Source organism: uncultured Neglectibacter sp. (genome assembly GCA_937958185.1).
GTDB lineage: Bacteria > Bacillota > Clostridia > Oscillospirales > Acutalibacteraceae > Acutalibacter.
Genome location: CALFFN010000021.1, coordinates 47,066 through 71,167 on the forward strand (window position 1 = coordinate 47,066; position 24,102 = coordinate 71,167).

The following is a 24,102-nucleotide window of genomic DNA, read 5'->3' on the forward strand; positions in this document are numbered from 1 at the left end:
GCAGCCGGGAACCGTGATACCAGGGCGCAGGGGAGAACACCCCTGCGTTTTGGGTGCAACGGCAGGTTTTCCAGAAATCGGTGCCGACCGAAGAGGGAGTGACGCGCATGGCGGATAAAAGGGATTATTACGAGGTGCTGGGTGTTCAAAAGGGCGCTTCTGAAGATGAGATCAAAAAAGCGTACCGGGCGCTGGCAAAAAAATATCACCCGGACCTGAACCCCGGCGACAAGGAAGCGGAAGCAAAATTCAAGGAAGCCAATGAAGCCTATGAGGTGCTTTCCGACAGCGATAAGCGGGCAAGATACGACCAGTTCGGGCACGCGGGCGTCGATCCCAATTTCGGCGGCGGCGCAGGCGGCGCGGGACCGTTCCAGGGCGGCTTTGACTTTACGGATATTTTTGACAGCTTCTTTGGCGGCGGCTTTGGGGGCAGCGCCCGCAGAGCCAACCCCAACGCTCCCCGGCGCGGCAGCGATGTGCAGGCGAATATCGTCATTTCCTTTGAGGAAGCGGCAAAGGGCTGCAAAAAGACCATCACCTATCAGCAGATAGAGGATTGTGACGACTGCCACGGCACAGGCGCAGCCCCGGGCACTTCTCCCAAAGCCTGTCCCAACTGCAACGGCACGGGACAGGTGCGTATCAGCCAGCGCACACCCTTCGGCGTGGTGCAGTCCTCTCAGACCTGCGACCGCTGCCGGGGCTCCGGCAAGATCATTGACACCCCCTGCAAGACCTGTGACGGGAAGGGGAAGCTCCGGCGGAAAAAGACGCTGGAGGTCACCGTCCCCGCCGGGATCGAGGACGAGCAGATCTTGAACGTGGGCGGCAAGGGGAACGCCGGGGCAAACGGCGGTCCCTCCGGCGACCTGCACGTGTATGTTTCCGTCCGACCCCACCCGATTTTTGAGCGCCGGGGCAACGATGTGTGGTGCGATATGCCCATTACCTTTACCCAGGCGGCTTTGGGTGCGGACGTAGAGGTCCCCACGCTGGACGGCAAGGTCAGCTACCATATCCACGAGGGCACCCAGCCCGGCGACGTGTTCCGGCTGAAGGGCAGGGGGATACAGAGCCTGCATTCCAGGGCGCGGGGCGACCAGTACGTGCAGGTGGTCGTGGAGATTCCCAAGAACCTGAACGAGAAGCAAAAGGACCTGCTCCGCCAGCTGGATTCCGATACCGGCGACAAGAACTATCAAAAGCGCAAAAGCTTTTTCTCCAAATTCAAAGGAGAGTAAGCATTTCCCAAATCTCCCGCTCCGTTTTGGCGCGGGAGATTTTTTGTGAGAAAAAGCGCCCTGCCGGTTGCCCGGCAGAGCGCTTTTCGGGAGGAAGCTTCTTACTTCATGCCCTTTTCATAGCTCTCGATCATTTTCTTTACCATCTGGCCTCCAATGGAACCAGCCTGGCGGGAGGTCAGGTCGCCGTTGTAGCCCTGCTTCAGAGAAACGCCCACTTCAGAGGCAGCCTCGTTCTTGAAACGCTCCATGGCGTCCTTTGCTTCGGGAACCATAACAGAATTGCTCTTCATCGTTCTCTCTCCTTCAAAAAAAGTTTTTTCGTTTGCGTTTGCACTAAGTATTCTGACTCGAACGCCGTCTCTTATGAATGACAATTTTTTCAAAAATTCGGAAAAATTTTCCCCAGGGCTTTTTCCAGAAAAAACGCCCTGCCGAAAGCGCTGACAAGCCCGGCAGGGAGTTCCTTTTATGATGTGCTTCAGATTTCCCGATAAACGTCTTTCATCGTAGCGATCTCCCTGGCGTATCCGTCCAGCTCGTTGGGCGTTTCCAGATAGAAAGGCAGCTCCCGCAGCGCGGGGTGGTTGACGATTGCCGTCAGCGCCGCCAAGCCGATACTGCCCTCGCCCAGCTTTTCGTGGCGGTCCTTGTGGCTTCCCAGCGGATTTTTGCTGTCGTTCAAATGAACGGCGCGCAGCCGGGAAAGCCCGATGACCCGGTCAAATTCCTCCAGAACCGCGTCCAACTGCCCTACAATGTCATAGCCGCCGTCAAAAACGTGGCAGGTGTCAAGACACACGCCCATTTTATCGGACAGCTTTACCCTGTCCAGAATTTCCCGCAGCTCCGCAAAGCTTTTGCCGATCTCCGAGCCTTTTCCCGCCATGGTTTCCAGCAGCACGGTGGTGGACTGCTCCGGCGTAAGAATGGCGTTCAACTGCTCCGCGATCAGGGAAATGCCCACATCGGCGCCCTGTTTCACATGGCTGCCGGGGTGGAAATTGTAGAGGCTGCCGGGCAGATGCTCCAGCCGGGCAAGGTCGTCCGCCATGGTGTTTTGGGCAAATTCCCGCAGCCCCTCGTCGGCGGCGCAGGCGTTCAGCGTGTAGGGGGCATGGGCAAGAATGGGGAACAGCCCATGCTCCGCCGCAAAGCTTTTGTACTGCTCCACGTCCTGCAGGTCAAGCTCCTTCGCTTTGCCGCCTCTGGGATTTCTGGTGAAAAACTGGAGCGTGTTCGCCCCGATCTCCACCGCGGTCCTGCCCATTGCAAGAAAGCCCTTGGAGCTGGAAAGGTGGCACCCGATTTTTAACATAAGCTCAGTCCTTTTCTTTCTGAGATTTTTTCCGTTTCGGCATGGGGCGTGTCAGCGAATAGCTGTCGGACAGCATGGCTTTTACGTCCGCGTCCGGCACGGAGCCGTCCAGCACGATGGTGTTCCAGTGCGCCTTGTTCATGTGATAAGCGGGCAGAACGCCGTCAAAGCTGTCCCGCCAAAAGCTGATGCCCGCCGGGTCGCACTTTACATTGACCTGCAGCCGTCCCTGATATTCGTATAAAAAGGCGAAACCCTTCTTGTTTCCCCGGTGGCGCATCACCGTCCAGTTGTCGTCGTCAAAGGGATAATCCTCGTATACAGCTTCCCCCAGAGACAGGCAAAATGCAATGACTGCCTGCCGTGTGGTCAATTTTCCTGTTCCAGACATTCCATCACCCTGATTTCCCTCAGTACCCACGGGTTTTTGTTTTCCTTTGCCGCTTCCCGGTTTTTGCGCAGTGCCTCCGGCAGCGCGACCCATTCTGCCCGAAATTCTTCCTCCGCCTCGTAATCGTCCAGCGAAAGGGGGACAGGCTCTCCCTGGACCTCACAGAAATAGTACAGGTTTTCCATTTCCAGAATATCGGCGGTCAGCCCCTTGCGCAGCTCCTTGACAGCGGCGTACTGCCGCAGGGAGCCGGGAACCATTTTGTAGCCGGTTTCCTCCCAAATCTCTCTGGACAGGGTCTCCTCGGGCGTTTCGCCGGGTTCCATACCGCCGCCGGGGAATTTGTAATCTCCGAATTTGTTGGTGACCAGCAAAAACAGCCCGCCGTTTTGCACGATGCCGCGCACGGCGGTTCGGTGGAACACCGTGCCACCCGCGGGGTAATCCTTCAAATCCACACTGAACTGCTTCATCAGGCTTCGCCCTCCAAAATGTTGGAGGTGATAAAATCCACGCCCCAGCCGATGAGCCGCTGTGCGTCCTTCTGTTTGTCCACCGTCCAGCAGTTTACCAGCACATTGTTTTCATGGCAGAGCTCTATGATGTCCTTTGTCAAGACGGGGTAGTAGATGTCCAGGTCGATATCGTCTTTCACCAACAGCGTCAGCAGGTCGCGGGAAAAATGCTCCACCAAAAACTGGCAGGGCTGCCGGGGCTTGACTTTCCGAACCTTGAGGAGGTTCTCATAGCCGAACGCAATGAAGACCACCCGGTCCAGCCATTGCAGCTTTTCGATGGAAGTGATGATCTCCCTGATTTCTCCGTCCGAAAAATCACTTTTCAGCTCCAGCACGCAGGTCTTTTCATAGCGTTTGCAAATGCCGATGTATTCCTCCAGCGTGGGGAGACGCAGGTCTGCACGTTTTTTGCCGCTGTCCCTGTCATAGAGCGTGAGCTCCCGCAGGTCGGCAAAATCGCTCTGCTCCACCACCAGTTTTTCCCTGCCCACCCGGGAGGTGTCCGGGTCGTGATGAAGGATAAAATGCCCGTCGCCCGTGCGGTGGATATCCGTTTCCACCCCAAAATAAGAGGCGCGGTTCCCTGCCGCCACAAACGCCGCGCAGGTATTCTCCGTTTCCAGCCCGCTCAGCCCCCGGTGGGCGATCATTTTCGTGCTTCCGTTTTTTATTTTGATAGTATCCATAAGCAGAACCTCTTTTCTGCAAAGCTTTCTTTCGTTATACCGCGGTTTCCCGGCAAAATCAAGAGGGTTTTTCCCTTTCTATCAGATGTATGACCCGCGGGCGGTTATAGCGCTGTAACATTACAAACAGCCCGTCAAAAGCGGCGCTGCCCAGGGAAGTCAGTAAAAACGTGGGAAACGAGCCGAACAGGGGAACGAACGCCAGCGGCAGGAAGCTCAACACGATGATGGTCTCGTGAACCAGCTCTGCCTGGCACATCGCCTGAGCGATCTCTTCCCAGGTGTGCAGGCGCGGGTCGAACAGTTCCGGCTGAAAGGTGGGAAGATGCGCTTTCCATTTTTTGACCCGCAGCTTTTCGTAGAGCCGCTTTTCCCAATGATGAAGCCTGTACCAGCGTCGGTGGTAATCCGCCCGGTTTTTCAGGAGCACGCGGAAAGCCCCGCCCACCAGCAGCCGCATACACAGATGATAGCTGATGGTCCCGGCGGTAATGGCAAGGGTCAGCAGAACACCGGCAGGAAAGAACCGATAGCTCACCGCCAGCACAAGGGTCAGCGCGAGGAAAATCCCCGCAGCCCACTTCATCGTTTTTGCCACCGTATGTCACCTCCGCTCTAATAGGCACGCCGTTTCCGCATAGGCTGAAACAATAGGTTAAATGCCTTTGCTAATTTTACAATTGAGGGAAGCATATCAACTGCCGTTTTCTTGTTTTAGACATTTGTGAGAACATATCAACCCAAGAGCACCACGAAAATTTAATTTTCAAGTTTTACTTCTGACCATAATATATTGTGGTCAGACAGGTTGTTTTCAATAATTCCACTACTTACATATGTTAGCCCTTTAACAAAAATATGGTCGTTATGAATTAAATGCTTATATGTCCAATCATTTTCTTTCTCGCATAGTTCTAAACCATTCTCCTTTAATAAATCTTTTATTATATGCAAATTATAATTGTATTGGGCAACTGGCAGAGAGGGTCCTTCATATCTATTTTTTGCGTTATTCCATTCCTGTTTCTTGTATTTTTCTTTTACTTCTTCAAATGTTTTTTCTAATTCCCCGTAATATTTTGCATTATTAAAGTCACCACATAAAATGTGCAAATAGTTATGTTCTATAGACTGAATAGTAGGAATTAGAATATTCTCAAAATGCTCCTTTTCTAAATTATACTGTTCTTCAAGAGAACCTCTTCCACCTGTTTCCATTCTACAACCTATAACACAAAGATTTTTTCCACATACTAGCGGGACAATAACTCGCAAAATGTTACACCCATCTACTACCGATGAAATAATGTCTTTGTTATATACTCGGTCTATTAATTCCTTATCCTTTATAAGTTCTCGTTTTAGCGCAATAAGAATTCCATTTTTTCCACTCCGGCTTTGTTGAAACCAAATATATCCTTCGTTTTGGAGGCTTTCAAACAGATAATCTATACCTTTTGCAATAACAAATGCGGTTAGTACGATAACATCAGCTTTTTGTTCCATTACTTTATCGACTAATTCTCTCTTTATCTCATACAGATTATTCCAACCTAAAGAAGCTTCACCTTTAATATTCCACGTCATTATTTTCATCAATAGCCCTCTTCTATCCATTTTTTCAACTCAGCCTATGGATTTTACGATTATTACCTTGATTCCCTCTTACTAAAAATCCTTCTCAAAGTCGAGTAGACCGTGTTGTTAACACTCACAATCCAAGTAAAATCAAGCATTTTTTCGTGACATCAACACTACCGTCTCCACATGGCTCGTAGCCGGGAACATATCCACCGGGGTGGCTTCTACCGGGGGATAGCCCAATTCCGCAAAACGCTTCAGGTCCCGCGCCAGGGTCGCCGGGTCGCAGGAGACGTAAACGATCCGCCGGGGTTGAAAATTGACTACGGTTTCGATCAGATCCCCGGCGCAGCCCTTTCGGGGCGGGTCAAGGACGATCACGTCAGGGCGCTCGCCGCGGCGGGAAAGCTCCGCTGCCGCCTGCGCCGCGTCGCCGCAGAGAAACTCGGCGTTGGAAATATGGTTGTCGGCGGCGTTCTGCCGGGCGTTTTCCACGGCTTCCGGCACGATCTCCACACCGATGACCTTCCTTGCCTTTTTTGCCATGGAAAGCCCGATGGTCCCCGCGCCGCAATACAGGTCCAACAGCAGCTCCCGCCCTGTCAGCCCGGCGTATTCGGCGGCTTTTTCGTATAAGCGCTCCGCCTGGCTGCGGTTGATCTGATAGAAGGACAGGGGAGAGAGCCGGAAGCTCAGCCCGCACAGCTGGTCCTGAATGGTATCGCTGCCCCAGACCGTCCGGCACTGTTTTCCCAGCGCCACATTGGTGCGCTCCCGGTTGGAATTGACAATGACGCTGGCAAGCCCCGGCACGGCAGTCCTCAGCGCGGAGACCAGCTCCTGCTCGTGGTGCAGCCCATTGCCGTTTACCACTACGCACGCCATGATTTCTCCCGTTTTCTCACCCTTGCGCAGGTACAGCCGCCGCATTCTCCCGGTGTGAGCTTCCTCCTGATATACGGGATCGCCGTATTGCTCCGCCCACTGCCGGAAAGCGCCCATGGCGGCGGAAAATTCCTCCGGCTGCAGCAGGCAGCTCTCACAGTTTACAATGCGGTGGGAATTCACCGCGTAAAAGCCCATGGTCAGAGAGCCGTCGGCGGCAGCGCCCAAGGGCAGCAGCGCCTTGTTGCGGTAGCCGTTCCGCTCCGCCGCGCCGAGAATGGGGCGCAGGGGCAGGTCTTCCAGCCCGCCGATCCTTGTCAGCGCGTCCTGCACCTTTGTCCACTTGATCTTCAGCTCCGCTTCATAGCTGATATGCCGATAGCAGCAGCCCCCGCATTGGGAAAAAACCGGGCAGTCCGGCTGAATCCTATCCGGGGAGGGGGACAGCAGGCGTTCCAGCCTGCCGTAAGAAAAATTCTTCAGCACCTTGACGATTTTTACCTCTGCCGTATCTCCCGGGGCGGTCAGGGGAACGAACACCGCCATGCCGCCGTGGTGCCCCACGCCCATGCCCTCCGCCGTCATGCCGGTGATGGAAAGCTCGATCAGGTCATTCTTTTTCAGGCTCATGCCGCGCACCTCCTCTCCGTAAGCAGCCCCGAAAAAAGCGGGAAAGAAGCCCTTCCCGCCGTTTTCAGCTTTTACCAGCGTTCCATGTTCCGCCGGTGCTTTTCCAGATAAATTTTTTCCACGTCCTCCGGGGAAATGGAATAGCAGAGCAGCAGGTCGTTCAAATACATCATGGTATCGCAAAATTCCTCAATAAAGTGCCGTCTTGCTTCCTCGTCCTCCATGATGGCGCTGTCGCCCTGCTTTTTGATGATATCCGCCATTTCTCCGGCTTCTATGATCGCCCACAGCAGGGTGTCCCGCCCCTTTTCCGGGGACAGCCCGCCCCAGATGTCCTCATAATGGGCTTGCAGCTCCTTTTGAATTTCCTGCATTTGGGTAAAACCAAAATTGCTCATGAAAGGCCCTCCTTTTTATTTGACTCCTCCGGCTTTTTTCTCAGGTTCTTTTTTGCCCACACAAGGAAGGAAACGGTGGTGACCGCAGCGGCAAGGATATCCGCGATAGGCTCCGCCACAAATACGCCGAACAGCTTATCCGCAAAGAAGAGGGGCAGGATATAGATAAGGGGGATCAGCAGAACGATTTTTCGCAGCAGTGCCAGCAGCAGGGAGGACTTTGCCTGCCCCAGCGCCAGAAAAGACTGCTGGAAGCTCATCTGCGCGCCGGAAGCAAAGCAGCCGAACATAAAGATCCTGGTCGCCCACACGGCGGTCTCCATCAGCTCCGGGTCATTGGAGAAAATGCCCACAAACACCTGGGGGAACAGCTCCAGCGCCAGCCAGAACAGCGTGCAGTAGACCATACAGCAGGTCACCAGCAGCCGCACGGATTTCCGTACCCGCTTGTAGTCTCCGGCGCCGTAATTATAGCTCGTGATAGGCTGCGCACCTTGAGCGAACCCCTGCAGGGGAAGGTTTACGATCTGCAGAATGCTTGCCAGCACCGTATAGGCGCCCACTGCGATATCCCCGCCGTATTTCAGCAGCGAGGTGTTCAGCACCACGCTGAGCAGGCTTTCCGTGCTCTGCATGATAAAGGGGGAAACGCCCAATGCCAGCACGGGCAGCAGGATATCCCTCCGTGGGAGCATGTAGCTCCTTTTGATTTTAATAGTGGTTTTCTTTCCACAGAGGAAGAAAAGCACCCACACGGCGGAAACCGCCTGGGACAGAATGGTCGCCAGCGCCGCGCCCTGTACGCCCATGCTGAATACAAAGATGAACACCGGGTCCAGCGCAATGTTCAGCGCCGCGCCGATGATGACAGTCAGCATACTGGTGGTGGCGAAGCCCTGGGAGGTGATAAACATATTCATGCCCAGCGCGATCTGTACGAACACCGTGCCGCACACGTAAATGCGCATATAGCTGTTGGCATAGCCTATAGTGTTGTCACTGGCGCCGAACGCCCGCAGGATCGGCTCGGAAAACACAAACAGCACTACGGTCAGCACTGCGGAGATCAGGAGCAGAGCGGTGAAGCAGTTGCTTAAAATGCGCTCCGCTTCTTCCTTGTTCTGCTTTCCCAGCGCAATGGAGGCTCTGGGCGCGCCGCCCATGGCGATGAGCGAGCTGAACGCCATGATGAGAATGATTACGGGGAATGTAACGCCTACGCCGGTCAGGGCGGCTGTCCCGGTTTCGGGGATATGCCCGATGTAAATGCGGTCCACAATATTATAGAGCATATTGACAAGCTGCGCCGTAATGGCGGGCACAGCAAGAGAAAACAACAGCCTGCCGATGCTGCCGTGCCCCAAATCAGGTTCGCGGCGCGTTTTTTCTTTCATGGGACAGTTTCCTTCTTTCTGTGAGATAAAGCCGCTTTACTCCTCGTTTTCTTCTGCCTCTTCGCCGGGCAGGTTCTTGACCAGCAGCAGCCGTGCCAGCCGCTGGTCCTCCACAGACAGCACGGTGATGGTCAGTCCGCTGACTTCGATGCTGGGGTGCTCGTCCTCTTTGGGAATGCGCCCCAACTGCTCCGTGACAAAGCCAGCGATGGTGTCGTAGTCGCCCTCCGGCAGCTCGATCCCGGTCAAATCGGAAATTTCGTCGATGGAAGCGGTGCCGTCCACGGTAAATTCCGTTTCACTGACCTGCTGAATCTCTTCTTCCTCGTTATCGTACTCGTCCTGAATATTGCCCACGATGGATTCCACCAGGTCTTCCAGCGTGATAAGCCCGGCGGTGCCGCCGTATTCGTCCACCACAATGGCGATCTGCACTTTGCGTTCCGTCATTTCTGTGAACAGCTGGCTGCATTTTTTCGTTTCGGGGATAAAGTAAGCGGGGCGCATCATATCCGTCAGGCTGACGAAATCCGGCAGCTCCTTTCCCACATAGGGCAGCAGGTCCTTCACATAGCAGATACCCACCACGGAGTCGATGTCCTCATGGTACACCGGGATACGGGAGCAGCCGTTCTCCACGGCGACCTCCACCGCTTCCCCGATGGAAGCGTCGTCGGCAACCGCCAGGATATCCGTCCGGTGGGTCATGGTCTCGCCGACGGTGGTGTCGTTAAAATCCAGGATATTGGCGATCATGTCCTTTTCCGTTTCTTCGATGACGCCCTTTTCCTCGCCCTCGCCTACGATCTGCAGGATCTCTTCCTCTGTCACCGCGTCTTCCAGGGATTTGGGGTCAATGCGGAACAGCCGGAGAATGCCGTTGGAAATGCGGGCGCAGAGGAGCAGGAAGGGCTTCGCCAGCTGGGAAAGCGCCCAAATCAGCCCCGCGTGGCGCATGACAAAGCGCTGGGGATTTTTCCGCACGCCCTTTTTCGGCAGCAGGTCGCCGAATACGGTAAAGAGCAGCAGATAGCACAGGGCGGACAGCAGGCAGGCAAGCACGCCCCGCAGGGGCGCGGGCTTGAGGGCGGAAAAAGCCCCGCACAAAATGGGGGACAGCCCGGCGCTCCACAGGGCGATGCCTAAAAGCCCCGCGAACAGCAGCCCGTACTGAATGGGGAAAACGATGCCGGTTTGAGCGTCCAGCGCCTTTTGCAGTTTTTTTGCCCGTTTCTCTCCGGCTTCCGCTTCCTTTTTCAGCTGGGAGGGGGAGAGAGAGTCCAGGGCGGAATCCGCGGCGCTGTAGAAAGCGGCGAGGATCAGCAGCAGGACAGAGAATAAGATACATAAAACAGATGAGCCGTCAGGTTCAGCAGGCATTTGAAAAGAACTCCTTTTTCATTTTTTCCGCAGGCGAAGCTTCGCCCATAATAATATAAGTATTGTACTCAAGAAGCGTTCGGTTGTCAAATCCGCCCGAAACGCCGCTTTTCGGAAGAAACCGGGATTTTCCGAAGCCTTTTTCAAAATGGAAGAAAACATTCAAAAAAATTTTACTTTTCCTGTGAGAATTGCTAATTTCCCTTTGACAGTCGGGGAAAAGAATGGTAAAATAAAGCAGAACGGGCAGCAAACTCAGTTTGCCCGTCCACCGATTATAGACTATCCTAAAAGGAGGAAATAGTTCAATGGCAAGAAAAATGAAAACCATGGATGGCAACAACGCTGCCGCGCATGTTTCCTATGCGTTTACCGACGTTGCCGCCATCTACCCCATCACGCCTTCTTCCGTGATGGCGGACGAAACGGACAAGTATGCCGCCGCCGGCAGAAAGAACCTGTTCGGCAGAGAGGTACGTGTCACGGAAATGCAGTCTGAGGCTGGCGCCGCCGGCGCGGTACACGGCTCTCTGGCTGCCGGCGCACTGACCACCACTTATACGGCTTCTCAGGGTCTGCTCCTGATGATTCCCAACATGTATAAGATGGCTGGCGAGCTGCTGCCCAGCGTGATCCACGTTTCCGCCCGTACACTGGCGACCCACGCTCTGAACATTTTCGGCGACCACTCCGACGTGTACGCCTGCCGTCAGACCGGCTATGCCATGCTGTGCTCCAACTCTCCCCAGGAGGTCATGGACCTGGGCGCTGTCGCTCATTTGTCCGCCATTAAGGGCAAGGTTCCTTTCCTCCATTTCTTCGATGGCTTCCGCACCTCTCACGAGATCCAGAAGATCGAAGTCTGGGATTATGAGGACCTGGGCGAAATGCTGGACTGGGACGCTGTGGACGCGTTCCGCCGCCATGCTTTGAACCCCGAGCATCCCGTGCTGCGCGGACAGGCTCAGAACGGCGACATCTTCTTCCAGGCACGCGAAGCCTGCAACAAGTATTATGACGCCATTCCCGAGGTCGTCGTGGAGTACATGAACAAGGTCAATGCCAAGATCGGCACCGACTACAAGCCCTTCAACTACTACGGCGCGCCCGATGCCGAAAAGGTCATCATCGCCATGGGCTCCGCCTGCGAGACCATTGAAGAAGTGGTCGATTACATGAACGCGGCAGGGGAGAAGGTAGGTCTGGTGAAGGTCCACCTGTACCGTCCCTTCGTTGCCAAGTACCTGCTGGACGTGCTGCCCGATACGGTGAAAGCCATCTCCGTTCTGGACCGCACCAAGGAGCCCGGCTCCATCGGCGAGCCCCTGTATCTGGACGTTCTGGCTGCCATCAACGGCACCCAGTTCGGCGCCTGCCCCGTGTATACCGGCCGTTACGGTCTGGGCAGCAAGGACACCAAGCCCAGCGACATCATCGCCGTGTACCGCAACATGGAATCCGCTTCTCCCAAGAAGCGCTTCACCATCGGCATTGTGGACGATGTGACCCACCTGTCCCTGGACGTAAAGGAAGACCCCGATACCGCTCCTGCCGGCACCACCTCCTGTAAGTTCTGGGGTCTGGGTTCCGACGGCACTGTGGGCGCCAACAAGAACTCCATCAAGATCATCGGCGACCACACCGATATGTACGCCCAGGGCTACTTCGATTACGACTCCAAGAAGTCCGGCGGTCTGACCATCTCCCATCTGCGCTTTGGCCATACCCCCATCAAGTCCACCTACTACATCAGCAAGGCTGATTTCGTCGCCTGCTCCAATCCTGCTTACCTGGACACCTATGACATGGTGCAGGATTTGAAGAAGGGCGGCAGCTTCCTTTTGAACTGCGCCTGGGACGCCGCAGAGCTCAACGAGCGCCTGCCCGGCAAGGTGAAGAAGTACATTGCCGACAACGACATCAACTTCTATACCATCGACGGCTTCAAGATCGGCAAGGAGATCGGTCTGGGCACCCGTATCAACACCGTGCTGCAGTCCGCCTTCTTCTCCATCGCCAAGATCATTCCTGAGGAAGACGCCATCAAATATATGAAGGACGCCGCTCAGAAGTCCTACGGCAAGAAGGGCGAAGCCGTGGTCAAGATGAACCACGACGCTATCGACGCCGGTGCTACCGGCTACACCAAGGTCGAGGTTCCCGCCGACTGGAAGAACGCTGTAGACGATTCCAAGAAGAAGGTCGCCACCGGCACCCGTCAGGAGCTGGTGGACTATGTGAACAACGTGGTCTATCCCGTCAACTCCTTCCACGGCAAGGACCTGCCCGTTTCCACCTTTGAAAACTATGCCGACGGCACCTCTCCCCAGGGCACTGCCGCCTATGAGAAGCGCGGCGTGGCTGTGGACGTTCCCGAGTGGATCGTGGACAACTGCATTCAGTGCAACCAGTGCTCTTATGTCTGCCCCCACGCGGTCATTCGTCCCATCGCTATGACCGATGAGGAATTGAAGAACGCGCCTGCCGGCACAAAGGCAAAGCCCATGACCGGCGTACCCGGCATGAATTTCGCCATGGTCATTTCCACGCTGGACTGCACAGGCTGCGGCTCCTGCGTGACCACCTGCCCCGCCAAGGAAAAGGCATTGAAGATGTCTCCCATCGACTCTCAGCGTCCCCAGCAGGCAGTGTTCGATTACGGCATTGACCTGCCCCAGAAAGCGGAGGTCGCCGAAAAGTTCAAGGAGACCAGCGTCAAGGGCAGCCAGTTCAAGCAGCCTTTGCTGGAGTTCTCCGGCGCCTGCGGCGGCTGCGGCGAAACTCCTTACGCCAAGCTGGCTACCCAGCTGTTCGGCGATAAGATGTATATTGCCAACGCTACCGGCTGTTCCTCCATTTGGGGCGGCTCCGCTCCCGCTACGCCTTACACCGTGAACAAGCAGGGTCACGGTCCCGCCTGGCAGAACTCCCTGTTCGAGGACAACGCCGAGTTCGGTTTGGGCATGACCCTGGCTCAGAACGCTGTGCGCGGTCGTTTGCAGGAGCTGACCGAAAACCTGATCGCCGGGGAGAACACCCCTGCCGACGTGAAGGAGACCGGCAAGGCCTGGATCGACACCATGAGCGATTCTAAGACGAACGGTCCTGCTGCCGAGGCTTACATCGCCGCTTTGGAGAAGTGCGGCTGCGATAAGGCAAAAGAGATTTTGAAGGATAAGGATTTCCTTGCCAAGAAGTCCATGTGGATCCTGGGCGGCGACGGCTGGGCTTATGACATCGGCTTCGGTGGTCTGGATCACGCCATTGCTTCCGGCGAGAACATCAACATCCTGGTGTTCGATACCGAGGTGTATTCCAACACTGGCGGACAGGCAAGTAAGTCCACGCCCACCGGCTCCGTGGCGCAGTTTGCCGCTACCGGCAAGGCTCAGAAGAAGAAGGACCTGGCAGCTATCGCCATGAGCTACGGCTATGTCTATGTGGCTCAGGTCGCTATGGGCGCCGACATGAACCAGTGCATCAAGGCGTTCGCTGAAGCGGAAAGCTACAACGGACCTTCTCTGATCCTGGCGTATGCCCCCTGTATCAACCACGGTATCAAGGGCGGCATGGGTATTTCTCAGTTGGAGGAAAAGAAGGCGGTCACCGCCGGCTACTGGCACAACTTCCGTTTTGATCCCCGCCGTGCAGAGGCTGGGGAGAATCCCTTCCAGCTGGACAGCAAGGAGCCTTCCGCTTCTTACCGCGACTTCATCATGGGCGAGGTCCGTTACAACAGCCTGACCCGTTCCTTCCCGGAGCGTGCCGAAAAGCTGTTCGCCGATGCGGAGCGGTTCGCCAGCGAAAAGTATGCCAAGCTGAAGAAGATGGCAGAGTAATTTTTGCTTTTTCATTATTTTTCTCCTTTCTATAAAAGAGGGGCGGTCTGCCGGGCAACCGGCAGACCGCTTCTCGCATTTTCAGGGGCTGTCCTTTTTCACTCCAAATTGCCGAAAAGAATTTGACAAGCGGTTTTGCCTTGTGGTACTATTTTTTGGAAACGCTTACTTCTATAAAATCAGGAGGAATTGCGATGAAGCCTCTCATTGGTATCGTGTCCCTGTACGATGAAACAAAGGAAAGCTATTGGATGCTGCCCGGCTACGTGGAAAGCCTGGAGGAAGCGGGCGCGGTCCCTGTTATCCTGCCCCTGACAGTGGATCGGGAAGCGCTGTCCCGGTTTGCAGACCTGTGCGACGGGTTCCTTTTTCCGGGCGGGCACGATGTGGAGCCCGCTTTCTATGGCGCGGCTGCGGAAAAGTGCGGCGTTATCTGCCCGGAACGGGACAATATGGAAAAGCTGTTTTTCCCCATGGCGCTGGAAACGGGTAAACCGCTTTTGGGCATCTGCCGCGGCACACAATTGTTCAACGTCCTGCTGGGCGGCAATCTGTATCAGGATCTGCCCACAGAGCTTCCCAGCAGCGTGAACCACCACGAGACCCCGCCCTATGACAAGCGGGCGCACCTTGTTCAAATCGTCCCGGATTCCCCGCTGTTCCAGGCGGTGCAGGTGGAAGAAATGTGGGTGAACAGCTACCATCATCAGGCTGTGAAGGAGCTGGGGGAGGGCGTGCAGATCGCCGCCACCGCCCCGGACGGCGTGGTGGAATCCATTTTCCTGCCCGACCACAAATTTGCCCTTGCAGTGCAGTGGCACCCGGAGTTTTCCCATAAAACCGACGAGAACAGCCGGAAAATTTTCCGTGCCTTTGTTTCCGCCTGCCGGTAAATTTTGACGGAGTACGCCGCACTGCTTGCATTTTTTGAACGACCTGTTATAATAAAGTCATGTAGCAATGGTGCAATTTTTGAAAAGAGGCTGAATAGTATGCAGGAAATTAAAATTGAACTGACAAAGAGTCCCAAGGAGAAGCCGGCGCACGGCGCGAAGCTGGGCTTCGGTAAAATATTCACCGACCATATGTACATCATGCCCTACAGCCCGGAAAAGGGCTGGCACGACCCCCGTATCGAGCCCTATCATTCCATCGAGCTGGACCCTGCCGCCATGGTGTTCCACTATGGGCAGGAAATGTTCGAGGGCTTGAAGGCTTACCGTACTGAAGACGGCAGAACGCTGCTGTTCCGTCCCAATAAAAATATCGAGCGTGCCAACCGTTCTAACCGCCGTCTCTGTATCCCCGAGATCCCGGAGGACGACTTCCTGAACGGCTTAAAGACGCTGGTCGATCTGGAAAAGGACTGGATCCCCACCGACCCCGGCACGTCCCTGTACATTCGTCCCTTTGTCATTGCCACGGACCCGTTTTTGGGCGTACGCCCGGCGGATAATTACCTGTTCATGATCATTTTGTCTCCCTCCGGCGCCTATTATGAAAGCGGGCTAGACCCGGTGAAAATTTGGATCGAAGACGATTATGTCCGCGCTGTCCGCGGCGGTATCGGCGAAGCCAAGACCGGCGGCAACTATGTTGCCAGCCTGAAAGCCCAGATGAAAGCCCATGACGAGGGTTATTCCCAGGTGCTGTGGCTGGACGGCGTGGAGCGGAAATATATTGAAGAGGTGGGCGCGATGAACATCTTCTTCAAGATAAACGGCAAGGTGGTCACGCCCATGCTCAACGGCAGCATTCTGCCCGGCGTCACCCGCGCTTCCTGCGTGGAGCTGTGTAAGCATTGGGGAATGGACGTGGAGGAGCGCCGTATTTCCGTGGACGAACTGGTGGAAGCCGCCAAAACAGGCGCACTGGAAGAATGCTGGGGCAGCGGCACGGCAGCGGTGATTTCCCCCGTAGGCGCTTTGCGGTACGAGGATACCGTGATGGAAATTGCCGGCGGCGGGATCGGTCCCGTCAGCCAGAAGCTGTACGACACCGTTACCGGCATTCAGACAGGCAAGGTGAAGGACGAGATGGGCTGGACCGTGGAAGTAAAATAAAAGGTGCAAAACCGGCGGCAGGGATATCCTGCCGCTTTTTGCTTGTCCATTGGAATTGGAAAATTTATCTAAGAATCAGTTGCGGGTTTGCCCGGAAAAGTGTTATACTATATTTTATCTGAAATCGGCATTCGGGGGAAACAGCTTCCTGCTGTTTTCACAAGGAAAGGAAGCGGTCAGAAATATGGCAAATAAATCAACTTGGCTCAGCAGGTCCGCGGGCATTTTGCTGCCGGTCAGCAGCCTGCCCTCAAAATACGGGATAGGCACTTTTGGAAAAGCTGCCTACCGCTGGGTGGATTTTCTGGCACAGGCAAAGCAGAAATACTGGCAGGTGCTGCCCCTGGGACCCACCAGCTATGGCGACAGCCCCTATCAGAGCTTTTCCGCTTTTGCGGGGAACCCTTATTTTATCGACCTGAACCTTCTCTGCGAGCAGGGCTTGCTGGACAGGGAAGACTGTAAAGCCATTACTTGGGGCAAAAGCAAGCGCCGGGTGGATTACGACACCGTTTATGAGCACCGGGCGGCGGTGCTGCACAAGGCGTTTGAGCATTTCCTGGATACGAAGGCGCTGGACCGCTTCCGCCGGAAGCACAGGGCGTGGATAGAGGATTATGCCCTTTACATGGCGGTAAAGGCAAAAATGGATTTGAAGCCCTGGAACGAGTGGGACGAGGACATTCGTATGCGCCGCCCGGAAGCCCTGAAAAAATGGCGGGCGCAGTGCAGGGAAGAAATCGACTACACGATTTTTGTACAGTATTTATTTTACGACCAATGGGGCAAACTGAAAAAGCACGCCAATAAAAAGGGCGTGAAGATCATCGGCGATGCGCCCATCTATGTGGCGATGGACAGCGCCGACGTCTGGGCAAACCCGCAGCTGTTCCAGCTGGACGAGAACAACGTGCCCACAGAGGTGGCGGGCTGTCCGCCGGACGCTTTTTCCGAGGACGGTCAGCTCTGGGGGAACCCCCTGTACCGCTGGGAGGTCATGGAAAAGGACGGCTTCTCCTGGTGGCTCAAGCGGCTGAAAGCCAATCTGACCACCGTAGACGTGCTGCGCATTGACCATTTCCGGGGCCTGGAGAGCTACTACGCCATTCCCTATGGCGATACCACCGCGCGGAACGGGCGCTGGAGAAAGGGACCGGGCAAGGCGTTTGTAGACGCTGTGAACCGGGAGTTCGGCGGCGCCGCCATCATTGCCGAGGATCTCGGCTATCTGACCCCGGCGGTGCACCGGCTGCTGAAAAGCAGCGGCTATCCCGGCATGAAGGTGCTGGAATTTGCCTTTGATTCCCGGGAGGAGAGCGACTATCTGCCCCACAATTATCCCAAAAACTGCGTTGTCTATACCGGCACCCACGATAATGAGACTGTCCGCGGCTGGTTCTCCACTGCCGACCCGGCGGACGTTGCCACCGCCAGAGAATATCTGGGGCTTTCCAATGACAAGGACGGCAACTGGGCGTTTATCCGCGCAGCTCTGGGCAGTGTGGCCGATCTGGCAATCGTCCCCATGCAGGATTATCTGGATTTGGGCAGCGAAGCCCGCATCAACACGCCCTCTACCCTGGGCGGCAATAACTGGCGCTGGCGCATGACAAAGAACCAGCCCACAGAAGAACTGGCAAAGAAGATCGCCCGGCTGACAGAGCTTTACGGGCGGGCAAGAAAGTAAGACAGACGACAGGAGGTTTTTCCATGGCGGTCAAAGAAGAGCTGGAGCAAAAGGTCAGGGAGCAGGGGGCGGAAAGCCTGTCCGCTGCCACTGACAGGGAAATTTACAATGGGCTGCTGTCCCTGACAAAGGAGCGGCTGGCACAGGCACAGAGAATTTCCGGGGACAGGAAGCTGTACTATATCTCCGCGGAATTTCTGGTGGGCAAGCTGCTTTCCAATAACCTGATCAATCTGGGGTTATATGGGGAAGTGAAGGCGGCGCTTAAAGAAGCGGGGAAGAGCTTGGCGGAGATCGAAGAAATCGAGCCGGAGCCCTCTCTGGGCAACGGCGGTTTAGGACGCCTTGCCGCCTGTTATCTGGACTCCGCCGCCACGCTGGGGCTTTGCGCCGACGGCGTTGGGCTGCTGTACCATTTCGGTCTGTTCCGCCAGAGCTTTGCGGAGCACAAGCAGCAGGAGACCCCCGATTTCTGGCTGACAGAGCAGAGCTGGCTTTCTCCCACGGACGTGCGATTCAGCGTGCCTTCCCCTGCCGGGGAGCTGCAGGCGGTCATGTACGACATTGACGTGTCCGGCTATGAAAACGGCACGAACCGTCTCCACCTGTTCGATTTATCCACTGTGGACGAAGCCCTCGTCAAGGGCGGTATCGACTTTGACAAGACCGATATCGCCCATAACCTGACGCTGTTCCTTTACCCGGACGACAGCGACAGAGCCGGGCGGCTCCTGCGGGTATATCAGCAGTATTTCATGGTAAGCTGCGCAGCCCAGCTGATCCTCAGGGAACTGGCAGGGAAGGGCTATGCCCTGCGCGACCTGCACAAGCACGCTGTCATTCAGATCAACGACACCCACCCCTCCATGGTCATTCCCGAGCTGATCCGGCTCATGCAGCAGGACGGCATTTCCATGGACGAGGCAATTTCCATCGTCAGCCAGACCTGTGCTTACACCAACCACACCATTTTGGCGGAAGCGCTGGAAAAGTGGCCCATGGATTATCTGGAAGAAGCGGTGCCCCAGCTGGTCCCCATCATTCGGGAGCTGGATCGCCGTGTGCGGGAAAAATTCCACAATCCTGCCCTTGCCATCATCGACGAAAACAATTTGGTCCACATGGCGCGCATGGACATTCACTATGGCTTTTCCGTCAACGGCGTGGCGGCGTTGCACACGGAAATCCTGAAAAGCTCCGAGCTTTCCGATTTTGCCGCTGTCTATCCCGAAAAATTCAACAACAAAACAAACGGCGTTACCTTCCGCCGCTGGCTCATGCACTGCAACCCGGAGCTGTCCGATTTCATCACGGAGCTGATCGGCAGCGGCTGGAAAAAGGACGCGATGGAGCTGGAAAAGCTGCTGGCATATCGGGAGGACGAAGCTGTCCTCCGCCGCCTGCTGGACATCAAAAACGGCAAGAAGGACGCTTTGAAGACGTATTTACAGAAGCGTAGCGGCATAGAAATAGACAGCGAGTCCATCTATGATATCCAGGTCAAGCGGCTGCACGAGTACAAGCGCCAGCAGATGAACGCCCTGTATATCATCTGGAAGTACCGGCAGATCAAGGCGGGGAACAAGCCCCGGCGCCCCATCACCTTCCTGTTCGGCGCAAAGGCGGCGCCGGCGTATATCATTGCAAAGGACATCATTCACCTGATCCTCTGCCTGCAGGAGATCATCGCTAACGACCCGGAGGTCAGCCCCTGGCTGAAGGTGGTCATGGTAGAAAACTACAATATTACATGGGCGGAGCATCTGATCCCTGCCTGTGACATTTCCGAGCAGATCTCGCTGGCTTCCAAAGAGGCAAGCGGCACGGGCAATATGAAATTCATGCTGAACGGCGCGGTCACCCTGGGCACGATGGACGGCGCCAACGTGGAGATATGCGATCTGGTGGGACAGGAAAATATCGCGATTTTCGGCAGGTCCAGCGACGAGGTCATTCACCTCTATGAGGAGGGGAAGGACCGCTATACGCCGAAGTCTTATTATCCCGCGGACGAAGAGATCGCCTCTCTGCTGGACTTCCTCATCAGTCCCCAGCTCATGCGGCTGGGCGACCCGGAAAGCCTGGGCAGGCTCTACAAGGACATGACCCGGAAGGACTGGTTTATGGCGCTTCTGGATGTAAAGGACTATATCCGCGTGAAGGAGCAGCTTTTTGCCGACTACGAAAACCGGACCGATTGGGCGAAGAAGATGCTTACGAATATTGCGAAAGCCGGATTCTTCTCCTCCGACCGCGCCATTGCCGAATATGACCGGGATATCTGGCGCCTTAGTTGTTAGCTATTAGTTGTTAGTAGTTAGTTGTGAGATTTTAGGGAAGGGCACGATGAAATGGGCATTTTGGAGCTGTTTTTGCTGGCAGTTGGGCTTTCCATGGACGCCTTTGCGGTAGCGGTCTGCAAAGGGCTGGCGCTCAAACAGGTGAAGCCTGCGCAAATGGCGCTGGTAGGGCTGTGGTTCGGCGGCTTTCAGGCGCTGATGCCGGTAGTCGGGTATTTTGTGGGTGTGCAGTTTAAGGACGCTATCACCGCCATAGACCACTGGATCGCCTTTGTGCTGCTGGCAATTATCGGCGGCAACATGATTCGAGAAGCTTTTTCCAGGGAGGAGGAAGAGGCGGACGCTTCGCTTTCCTTCCAAAAAATGCTGCCCCTGGCAGTGGCGACCAGTATCGACGCCCTGGCGGTGGGGGTGAGCTTCGCCTTTCTGGACGTACAGATCGGCATTGCAGCGTCCTTTATCGGCGTGGTCACCTTCCTGCTGTCCGCGGCAGGGGTCAAGGTGGGCAGCCTGTTCGGGGCGAAATACAAGCAGCGCGCAGAGCTGGTCGGCGGCGCGATCCTGGTCCTGCTGGGTGTAAAGATTTTGCTGGAGCATTTGGGCTTTTTGCCCTGATGTTGATTTACAAATGAGCAAAGCAAAGAAAAGGTGGAGAAAGGCATATGCCTTTCTCCACCTTTTTAGAATATGCTTCCGCGCGGGAAAGCCATGGATTTTGAGAAGATTTTTAGAACTTCAAAGCAAAAAGCCGTTCGCGCTGCATTAAGCTTATTTTCCGAATGCCGCCTGATTCTGGTTGGGGCTGGAGCGTTTTTCCAGGTCCGGGAAGCGGTGCTCGATGGCAGCGAGGGAAATCTCGATATCCTCTTCCGCTTCCTCCGGGGTAAACGCGCCCACCGTCACCATGTCCTGGGGGCGGATCACATTCCAGTTGAAGGTCAGCCCCACATAGGGGGAGCAGCGCCCGGCAGCCATGGATTTGATGGTCATGACCGGCTTTTTCGCGGACTGGATATTGGCGGCGACCGTCTCAATTTCCACCTGCATCAAAAAGCCCATGCAGTTAAAGATTTGAATATAGGCTTCCACATCATAGCCGTTCTGGTCGGAGTAAACGAGCAGCTCCGGCATATGGGCGGATAAGCCCGGCACCATGCCCGCGTCCCGTATCATTTTGGTGTAATCGTCCAGCCGGACGATCTGCCCCAGGTTTTTGTTCACCAGCTGCTCTGCCGCCCAGTGGTGGATCAGGCAGATCTTTGCTCCGTTTTTCGCGGATTCCCGGAAGGTTTCCTCCGCCTCCCTGCGCCCCTGGGGGTTGTCGTCCACATTGGGCGTGGGGGTGTCGATCATGATGATCTCCCTGCCGGTTTTCTGCTCCGTTTCCTTGATAGCACGGACCAGCTCCGGCGATTTGCCAAAGGGCGCCATGATGGAATCCACGCCGTGGCGCAGATACGCTTCCAATACGGGTTGAAAGGCTTCGGCGTTGTCATAGCGGCGGCGGATCATTTCATCGGCGGAAACGCTGGTGTGGCTCCAGCCAAGGAGCCAGTTGGTGCCGATCAGCATGCGGGAAAGGGAGACCCCTCCCACATTGGTGCGGGGGAATTGCTGTTCCATAAGTATGACCACGTTCCTTTCTCTGCAACATGAAAAACAGCGGTGTTTTCAGGGCTTTTTTCTGCGGAAATCGCCCGCTGGTTCCAGCCTAACATTTTTTCCAAAAATTTGCAAGGGAACAGAGAAAATTTGTAAAGGTCCCGTTGTGGGGAAGATACTTGAAATACGGCAGATTTTATGATACACTAGACACTGGATTCTGGATTCTAGATGTTAGAAAGGGCAAAAAGCCCGTGGTCGGGTGATTTGTCTGCGGTTTGTGCAAGGACGCTTCACGAGGGCTCGCCGTAGGCGAGGTATCGTATCTGCAAAGCTGCGGTCGGGCGGAAAAGATGTGATTTGTCCCAAGCAGCTTCACGAGTGCCCACCGCAGGTGTGTTATGATGACCAAAGAAATTTTTGTAAGGCGGGTAAGGATATGTCTGGACATTCAAAATGGAACAACATCAAACGGAAAAAGGAAAAGGCGGACGGCGCCAGAGCTAAGATTTTCACGAAAATCGGTCGTGAGCTGGCAGTGGCGGTCAAGGAGGGCGGCAGCGCCGACCCCGCGGCAAACTCCCGCCTGCGGGACTGCATTGCCAAGGCGAAAGCGGCGAACGTCCCCAACGACAACATTGACCGTATTATCAAGAAAGCGGCGGGCGACGGTTCTGCCGACAATTACGAAGACGTTACTTACGAGGGGTACGGTCCCTCCGGCGTGGCGGTGATCGTGGAGGCCCTTACCGACAATCGGAACAGAACGGCAGCGGACGTCCGCCACGCGTTCGATAAATTCGGCGGCAATCTGGGCACCACAGGCTGCGTGTCCTTCATGTTCAACAAAAAGGGCGTGATCGTCATTGAGCGGGAAGGTCTGGACGAGGATACCGTCATGACCGACGCTTTGGAGGCAGGCGCTTCCGACTTCGCCGCGGACGAGGACGTGTTTGAGATTTCCACCGAAGCCTCCGATTTCAGCGGCGTGCGGGAGGATTTGGAAAAGAAAGGGTACGAATTTGTTTCCGCCGAGGTGGAAATGGTGCCCGATACCTACACCGCCATCGAGGATCCCGAGGTCGCCGAGAAAATGCAGAAAATGCTGGACCTGCTGGAGGACAGCGACGACGTGCAGAACGTCTGGCACAACTGGGACGTTCCCGAAGACGAAGAAGAGGAATAAGAAACGAAGCCTTTCTGAACCTATGGTGCGGAAAGGCTTTTTTACAGGAAGGAGAATTTCCATGCGCCATTTGATAGACCCCCTGGATTTCAGCAGGGAAGAAACGGACAGGCTGTTGGGTCTGGCGGAGGAGATCATCGCCCGCCCCGCGGACTATGCCCATCTCTGCGACGGCAGGATACTTGCCACCCTGTTTTACGAGCCCAGCACCCGCACCAGACTGAGCTTTGAATCCGCCATGATGCGTTTAGGCGGCAAGGTCTTGGGCTTTGCCTCGGCGGACAACAGCTCGGCGGCAAAGGGGGAAAGCGTTGCCGACACGATCCGCATGATCTCCGGCTATGCCGATATCGCCGCCATGCGCCACTTTAAGGAGGGCGCGCCCTTTGTCGCGTCCCGCTATTCTCAGATTCCCGTCATAAACGCCGGGGACGGCGGTCACCAGCACCCTACCCAGACGCTCACCGATATGCTCACCATTCGCCGGAGCAGGGGAGAGATCAGCGGCGTGACCATCGGGCTTTGCGGCGATCTGAAATTCGGGCGCACCGTCCACTCTCTGGTAAAGTCCCTGGTGCGCTATGAAAATGTCCGTTTTGTGCTGATCTCCCCGGAGGAGCTGCGAGTGCCGGGCTATATTTTGAAGGAGGTCATTGAACCCTCCGGGCACCCCTATGAGGAGGTGCGGGACATGGAGGACGTGATGGGCTCCTTGGACATTCTTTACATGACCCGGGTGCAGCGGGAGCGGTTTTTCAACGAGGAGGATTACGTCCGCCTGAAGGATTCCTATATCCTCACCCCGGAAAAGCTGGCGCTGGGCAAAAAGGACATGGCGGTGCTGCACCCCCTGCCCAGAGTGAACGAGATCGCCCAAGAGGTGGACAGCGACCCCCGGGCAATGTACTTCACCCAGGCAAGGAACGGCGTGTTTGTCCGCATGGCGCTGATCCTCTCCCTGTTGGGGCTGGCTGAAAATATTCTGGAAAAGGGGGAATGA

22 protein-coding genes are annotated in these 24,102 nt (G+C 55.6%); 10 read left to right on the forward strand and 12 right to left on the reverse strand.

All coding sequences use genetic code 11. The features are described from left to right. The first annotated feature begins 107 nt into the window (after positions 1-107). Entirely contained in the window at positions 108-1,244 is a 1,137-nt protein-coding gene (dnaJ, locus tag AB8996_RS05970) for a molecular chaperone DnaJ (protein ID WP_369298061.1), read from the forward strand. Between the two features lie 101 nt (positions 1,245-1,345). On the opposite strand, the gene AB8996_RS05975 is transcribed toward dnaJ, so the two are convergent. The 11 genes from AB8996_RS05975 to AB8996_RS06025 form a co-directional block, all read right to left on the reverse strand. Next, positions 1,346-1,537 (reverse strand): alpha/beta-type small acid-soluble spore protein, encoded by a 192-nt coding sequence (locus AB8996_RS05975; protein WP_369298062.1) that lies wholly within the window; start codon positions 1,535-1,537, stop codon positions 1,346-1,348. A 188-nt stretch (positions 1,538-1,725) separates the two neighbouring features. Beyond that, the gene (locus AB8996_RS05980; protein ID WP_369298063.1) at positions 1,726-2,562 is read right to left on the reverse strand and encodes a deoxyribonuclease IV; all 837 of its coding nucleotides are present in this window, start codon (positions 2,560-2,562) and stop codon (positions 1,726-1,728) included. Positions 2,563-2,566: 4 nt separating this feature from the next. Then, positions 2,567-2,953, reverse strand: a complete 387-nt coding sequence (locus AB8996_RS05985) for an MmcQ/YjbR family DNA-binding protein (protein WP_369298064.1) — start codon at positions 2,951-2,953, stop codon at positions 2,567-2,569. Next, complete coding sequence (locus AB8996_RS05990; protein ID WP_369298065.1) at positions 2,932-3,426, reverse strand: NUDIX domain-containing protein; 495 nt, start codon at positions 3,424-3,426, stop codon at positions 2,932-2,934. The genes AB8996_RS05985 and AB8996_RS05990 overlap by 22 nt, the downstream gene beginning before the upstream one ends. Then, positions 3,426-4,157 (reverse strand): glycerophosphodiester phosphodiesterase, encoded by a 732-nt coding sequence (locus AB8996_RS05995; protein WP_369298066.1) that lies wholly within the window; start codon positions 4,155-4,157, stop codon positions 3,426-3,428. Before AB8996_RS05995 ends, AB8996_RS05990 begins: the two co-directional genes overlap by 1 nt. Positions 4,158-4,215: 58 nt before the next feature. Next, complete coding sequence (locus tag AB8996_RS06000) at positions 4,216-4,755, reverse strand: hypothetical protein (protein ID WP_369298067.1); 540 nt, start codon at positions 4,753-4,755, stop codon at positions 4,216-4,218. 161 nt (positions 4,756-4,916) lie between these two features. After that, positions 4,917-5,753 (reverse strand): hypothetical protein, encoded by an 837-nt coding sequence (locus tag AB8996_RS06005; protein ID WP_369298068.1) that lies wholly within the window; start codon positions 5,751-5,753, stop codon positions 4,917-4,919. 132 nt (positions 5,754-5,885) lie between these two features. Beyond that, on the reverse strand, positions 5,886-7,253 hold the full coding sequence (rlmD, locus tag AB8996_RS06010) for a 23S rRNA (uracil(1939)-C(5))-methyltransferase RlmD (protein WP_369298069.1): 1,368 nt from the start codon (positions 7,251-7,253) through the stop codon (positions 5,886-5,888). A 71-nt stretch (positions 7,254-7,324) separates the two neighbouring features. Then, positions 7,325-7,651: a nucleotide pyrophosphohydrolase gene (locus AB8996_RS06015; RefSeq protein WP_369298070.1), complete on the reverse strand. Its 327-nt coding sequence runs from the start codon at positions 7,649-7,651 to the stop codon at positions 7,325-7,327. Next, the gene (locus AB8996_RS06020) at positions 7,648-9,045 is read right to left on the reverse strand and encodes an MATE family efflux transporter (protein ID WP_369298071.1); all 1,398 of its coding nucleotides are present in this window, start codon (positions 9,043-9,045) and stop codon (positions 7,648-7,650) included. The genes AB8996_RS06015 and AB8996_RS06020 overlap by 4 nt, the downstream gene beginning before the upstream one ends. A gap of 36 nt (positions 9,046-9,081) precedes the next feature. Further along, entirely contained in the window at positions 9,082-10,425 is a 1,344-nt protein-coding gene (locus AB8996_RS06025; RefSeq protein WP_369298072.1) for a hemolysin family protein, read from the reverse strand. 148 nt (positions 10,426-10,573) lie between these two features. On the opposite strand from AB8996_RS06025, the gene AB8996_RS06030 reads away from it, so the two are divergent. From AB8996_RS06030 to AB8996_RS06060, 7 genes are all read left to right on the forward strand, one after another. Then, positions 10,574-10,729 carry a hypothetical protein gene (locus AB8996_RS06030; RefSeq protein WP_369298073.1) on the forward strand — a complete coding sequence of 52 codons (156 nt, stop codon included), beginning with the start codon at positions 10,574-10,576 and terminating at the stop codon, positions 10,727-10,729. Between the two features lie 4 nt (positions 10,730-10,733). Beyond that, positions 10,734-14,264 (forward strand): pyruvate:ferredoxin (flavodoxin) oxidoreductase, encoded by a 3,531-nt coding sequence (gene nifJ, locus AB8996_RS06035; RefSeq protein WP_369298074.1) that lies wholly within the window; start codon positions 10,734-10,736, stop codon positions 14,262-14,264. Between the two features lie 194 nt (positions 14,265-14,458). Further along, positions 14,459-15,157 (forward strand): gamma-glutamyl-gamma-aminobutyrate hydrolase family protein, encoded by a 699-nt coding sequence (locus tag AB8996_RS06040; RefSeq protein WP_369298075.1) that lies wholly within the window; start codon positions 14,459-14,461, stop codon positions 15,155-15,157. Between the two features lie 99 nt (positions 15,158-15,256). Continuing rightward, positions 15,257-16,327 carry a branched-chain amino acid aminotransferase gene (locus AB8996_RS06045; RefSeq protein WP_369298076.1) on the forward strand — a complete coding sequence of 357 codons (1,071 nt, stop codon included), beginning with the start codon at positions 15,257-15,259 and terminating at the stop codon, positions 16,325-16,327. Between the two features lie 184 nt (positions 16,328-16,511). Next, the gene (gene malQ / locus AB8996_RS06050; protein WP_369298077.1) at positions 16,512-18,014 is read left to right on the forward strand and encodes a 4-alpha-glucanotransferase; all 1,503 of its coding nucleotides are present in this window, start codon (positions 16,512-16,514) and stop codon (positions 18,012-18,014) included. A gap of 23 nt (positions 18,015-18,037) precedes the next feature. Next, complete coding sequence (locus AB8996_RS06055) at positions 18,038-20,314, forward strand: glycogen/starch/alpha-glucan phosphorylase (RefSeq protein ID WP_369298078.1); 2,277 nt, start codon at positions 18,038-18,040, stop codon at positions 20,312-20,314. A gap of 51 nt (positions 20,315-20,365) precedes the next feature. Further along, a complete protein-coding gene (locus AB8996_RS06060) occupies positions 20,366-20,929 on the forward strand; it encodes a manganese efflux pump MntP family protein (RefSeq protein WP_369298079.1) in 564 nt (187 codons plus the stop codon). Positions 20,930-21,082: 153 nt separating this feature from the next. Here AB8996_RS06060 and AB8996_RS06065 read toward each other — a convergent pair whose 3' ends face one another. Then, positions 21,083-21,937, reverse strand: coding sequence for a hypothetical protein (locus AB8996_RS06065; protein ID WP_369298080.1), 855 nt, complete (start codon positions 21,935-21,937; stop codon positions 21,083-21,085). A 418-nt stretch (positions 21,938-22,355) separates the two neighbouring features. Here AB8996_RS06065 and AB8996_RS06070 point away from each other — a divergent pair, with 418 nt between their 5' ends. Together AB8996_RS06070 and pyrB are read left to right on the forward strand one after the other, a co-directional pair. After that, the gene (locus AB8996_RS06070; RefSeq protein WP_369298081.1) at positions 22,356-23,102 is read left to right on the forward strand and encodes a YebC/PmpR family DNA-binding transcriptional regulator; all 747 of its coding nucleotides are present in this window, start codon (positions 22,356-22,358) and stop codon (positions 23,100-23,102) included. Positions 23,103-23,163: 61 nt separating this feature from the next. Continuing rightward, positions 23,164-24,102 carry an aspartate carbamoyltransferase gene (gene pyrB / locus AB8996_RS06075; protein WP_369298082.1) on the forward strand — a complete coding sequence of 313 codons (939 nt, stop codon included), beginning with the start codon at positions 23,164-23,166 and terminating at the stop codon, positions 24,100-24,102.

Excerpts from the sequence above, each read along its gene's own strand:
- dnaJ (WP_369298061.1), top strand. The coding sequence starts at position 108 with ATGGCGGATAAAAGGGATTATTACGAGGTGCTGGGTGTTCAAAAGGGC.
- AB8996_RS05975 (WP_369298062.1), bottom strand. The coding sequence starts at position 1,537 with ATGAAGAGCAATTCTGTTATGGTTCCCGAAGCAAAGGACGCCATGGAG.
- AB8996_RS05980 (WP_369298063.1), bottom strand. The coding sequence starts at position 2,562 with ATGTTAAAAATCGGGTGCCACCTTTCCAGCTCCAAGGGCTTTCTTGCA.
- AB8996_RS05985 (WP_369298064.1), bottom strand. The coding sequence starts at position 2,953 with ATGTCTGGAACAGGAAAATTGACCACACGGCAGGCAGTCATTGCATTT.
- AB8996_RS05990 (WP_369298065.1), bottom strand. The coding sequence starts at position 3,426 with ATGAAGCAGTTCAGTGTGGATTTGAAGGATTACCCCGCGGGTGGCACG.
- AB8996_RS05995 (WP_369298066.1), bottom strand. The coding sequence starts at position 4,157 with ATGGATACTATCAAAATAAAAAACGGAAGCACGAAAATGATCGCCCAC.
- AB8996_RS06005 (WP_369298068.1), bottom strand. The coding sequence starts at position 5,753 with ATGAAAATAATGACGTGGAATATTAAAGGTGAAGCTTCTTTAGGTTGG.
- rlmD (WP_369298069.1), bottom strand. The coding sequence starts at position 7,253 with ATGAGCCTGAAAAAGAATGACCTGATCGAGCTTTCCATCACCGGCATG.
- AB8996_RS06015 (WP_369298070.1), bottom strand. The coding sequence starts at position 7,651 with ATGAGCAATTTTGGTTTTACCCAAATGCAGGAAATTCAAAAGGAGCTG.
- AB8996_RS06020 (WP_369298071.1), bottom strand. The coding sequence starts at position 9,045 with ATGAAAGAAAAAACGCGCCGCGAACCTGATTTGGGGCACGGCAGCATC.
- AB8996_RS06025 (WP_369298072.1), bottom strand. The coding sequence starts at position 10,425 with ATGCCTGCTGAACCTGACGGCTCATCTGTTTTATGTATCTTATTCTCT.
- AB8996_RS06030 (WP_369298073.1), top strand. The coding sequence starts at position 10,574 with ATGGAAGAAAACATTCAAAAAAATTTTACTTTTCCTGTGAGAATTGCT.
- nifJ (WP_369298074.1), top strand. The coding sequence starts at position 10,734 with ATGGCAAGAAAAATGAAAACCATGGATGGCAACAACGCTGCCGCGCAT.
- AB8996_RS06040 (WP_369298075.1), top strand. The coding sequence starts at position 14,459 with ATGAAGCCTCTCATTGGTATCGTGTCCCTGTACGATGAAACAAAGGAA.
- AB8996_RS06045 (WP_369298076.1), top strand. The coding sequence starts at position 15,257 with ATGCAGGAAATTAAAATTGAACTGACAAAGAGTCCCAAGGAGAAGCCG.
- malQ (WP_369298077.1), top strand. The coding sequence starts at position 16,512 with ATGGCAAATAAATCAACTTGGCTCAGCAGGTCCGCGGGCATTTTGCTG.
- AB8996_RS06055 (WP_369298078.1), top strand. The coding sequence starts at position 18,038 with ATGGCGGTCAAAGAAGAGCTGGAGCAAAAGGTCAGGGAGCAGGGGGCG.
- AB8996_RS06060 (WP_369298079.1), top strand. The coding sequence starts at position 20,366 with ATGGGCATTTTGGAGCTGTTTTTGCTGGCAGTTGGGCTTTCCATGGAC.
- AB8996_RS06065 (WP_369298080.1), bottom strand. The coding sequence starts at position 21,937 with ATGGAACAGCAATTCCCCCGCACCAATGTGGGAGGGGTCTCCCTTTCC.
- AB8996_RS06070 (WP_369298081.1), top strand. The coding sequence starts at position 22,356 with ATGTCTGGACATTCAAAATGGAACAACATCAAACGGAAAAAGGAAAAG.
- pyrB (WP_369298082.1), top strand. The coding sequence starts at position 23,164 with ATGCGCCATTTGATAGACCCCCTGGATTTCAGCAGGGAAGAAACGGAC.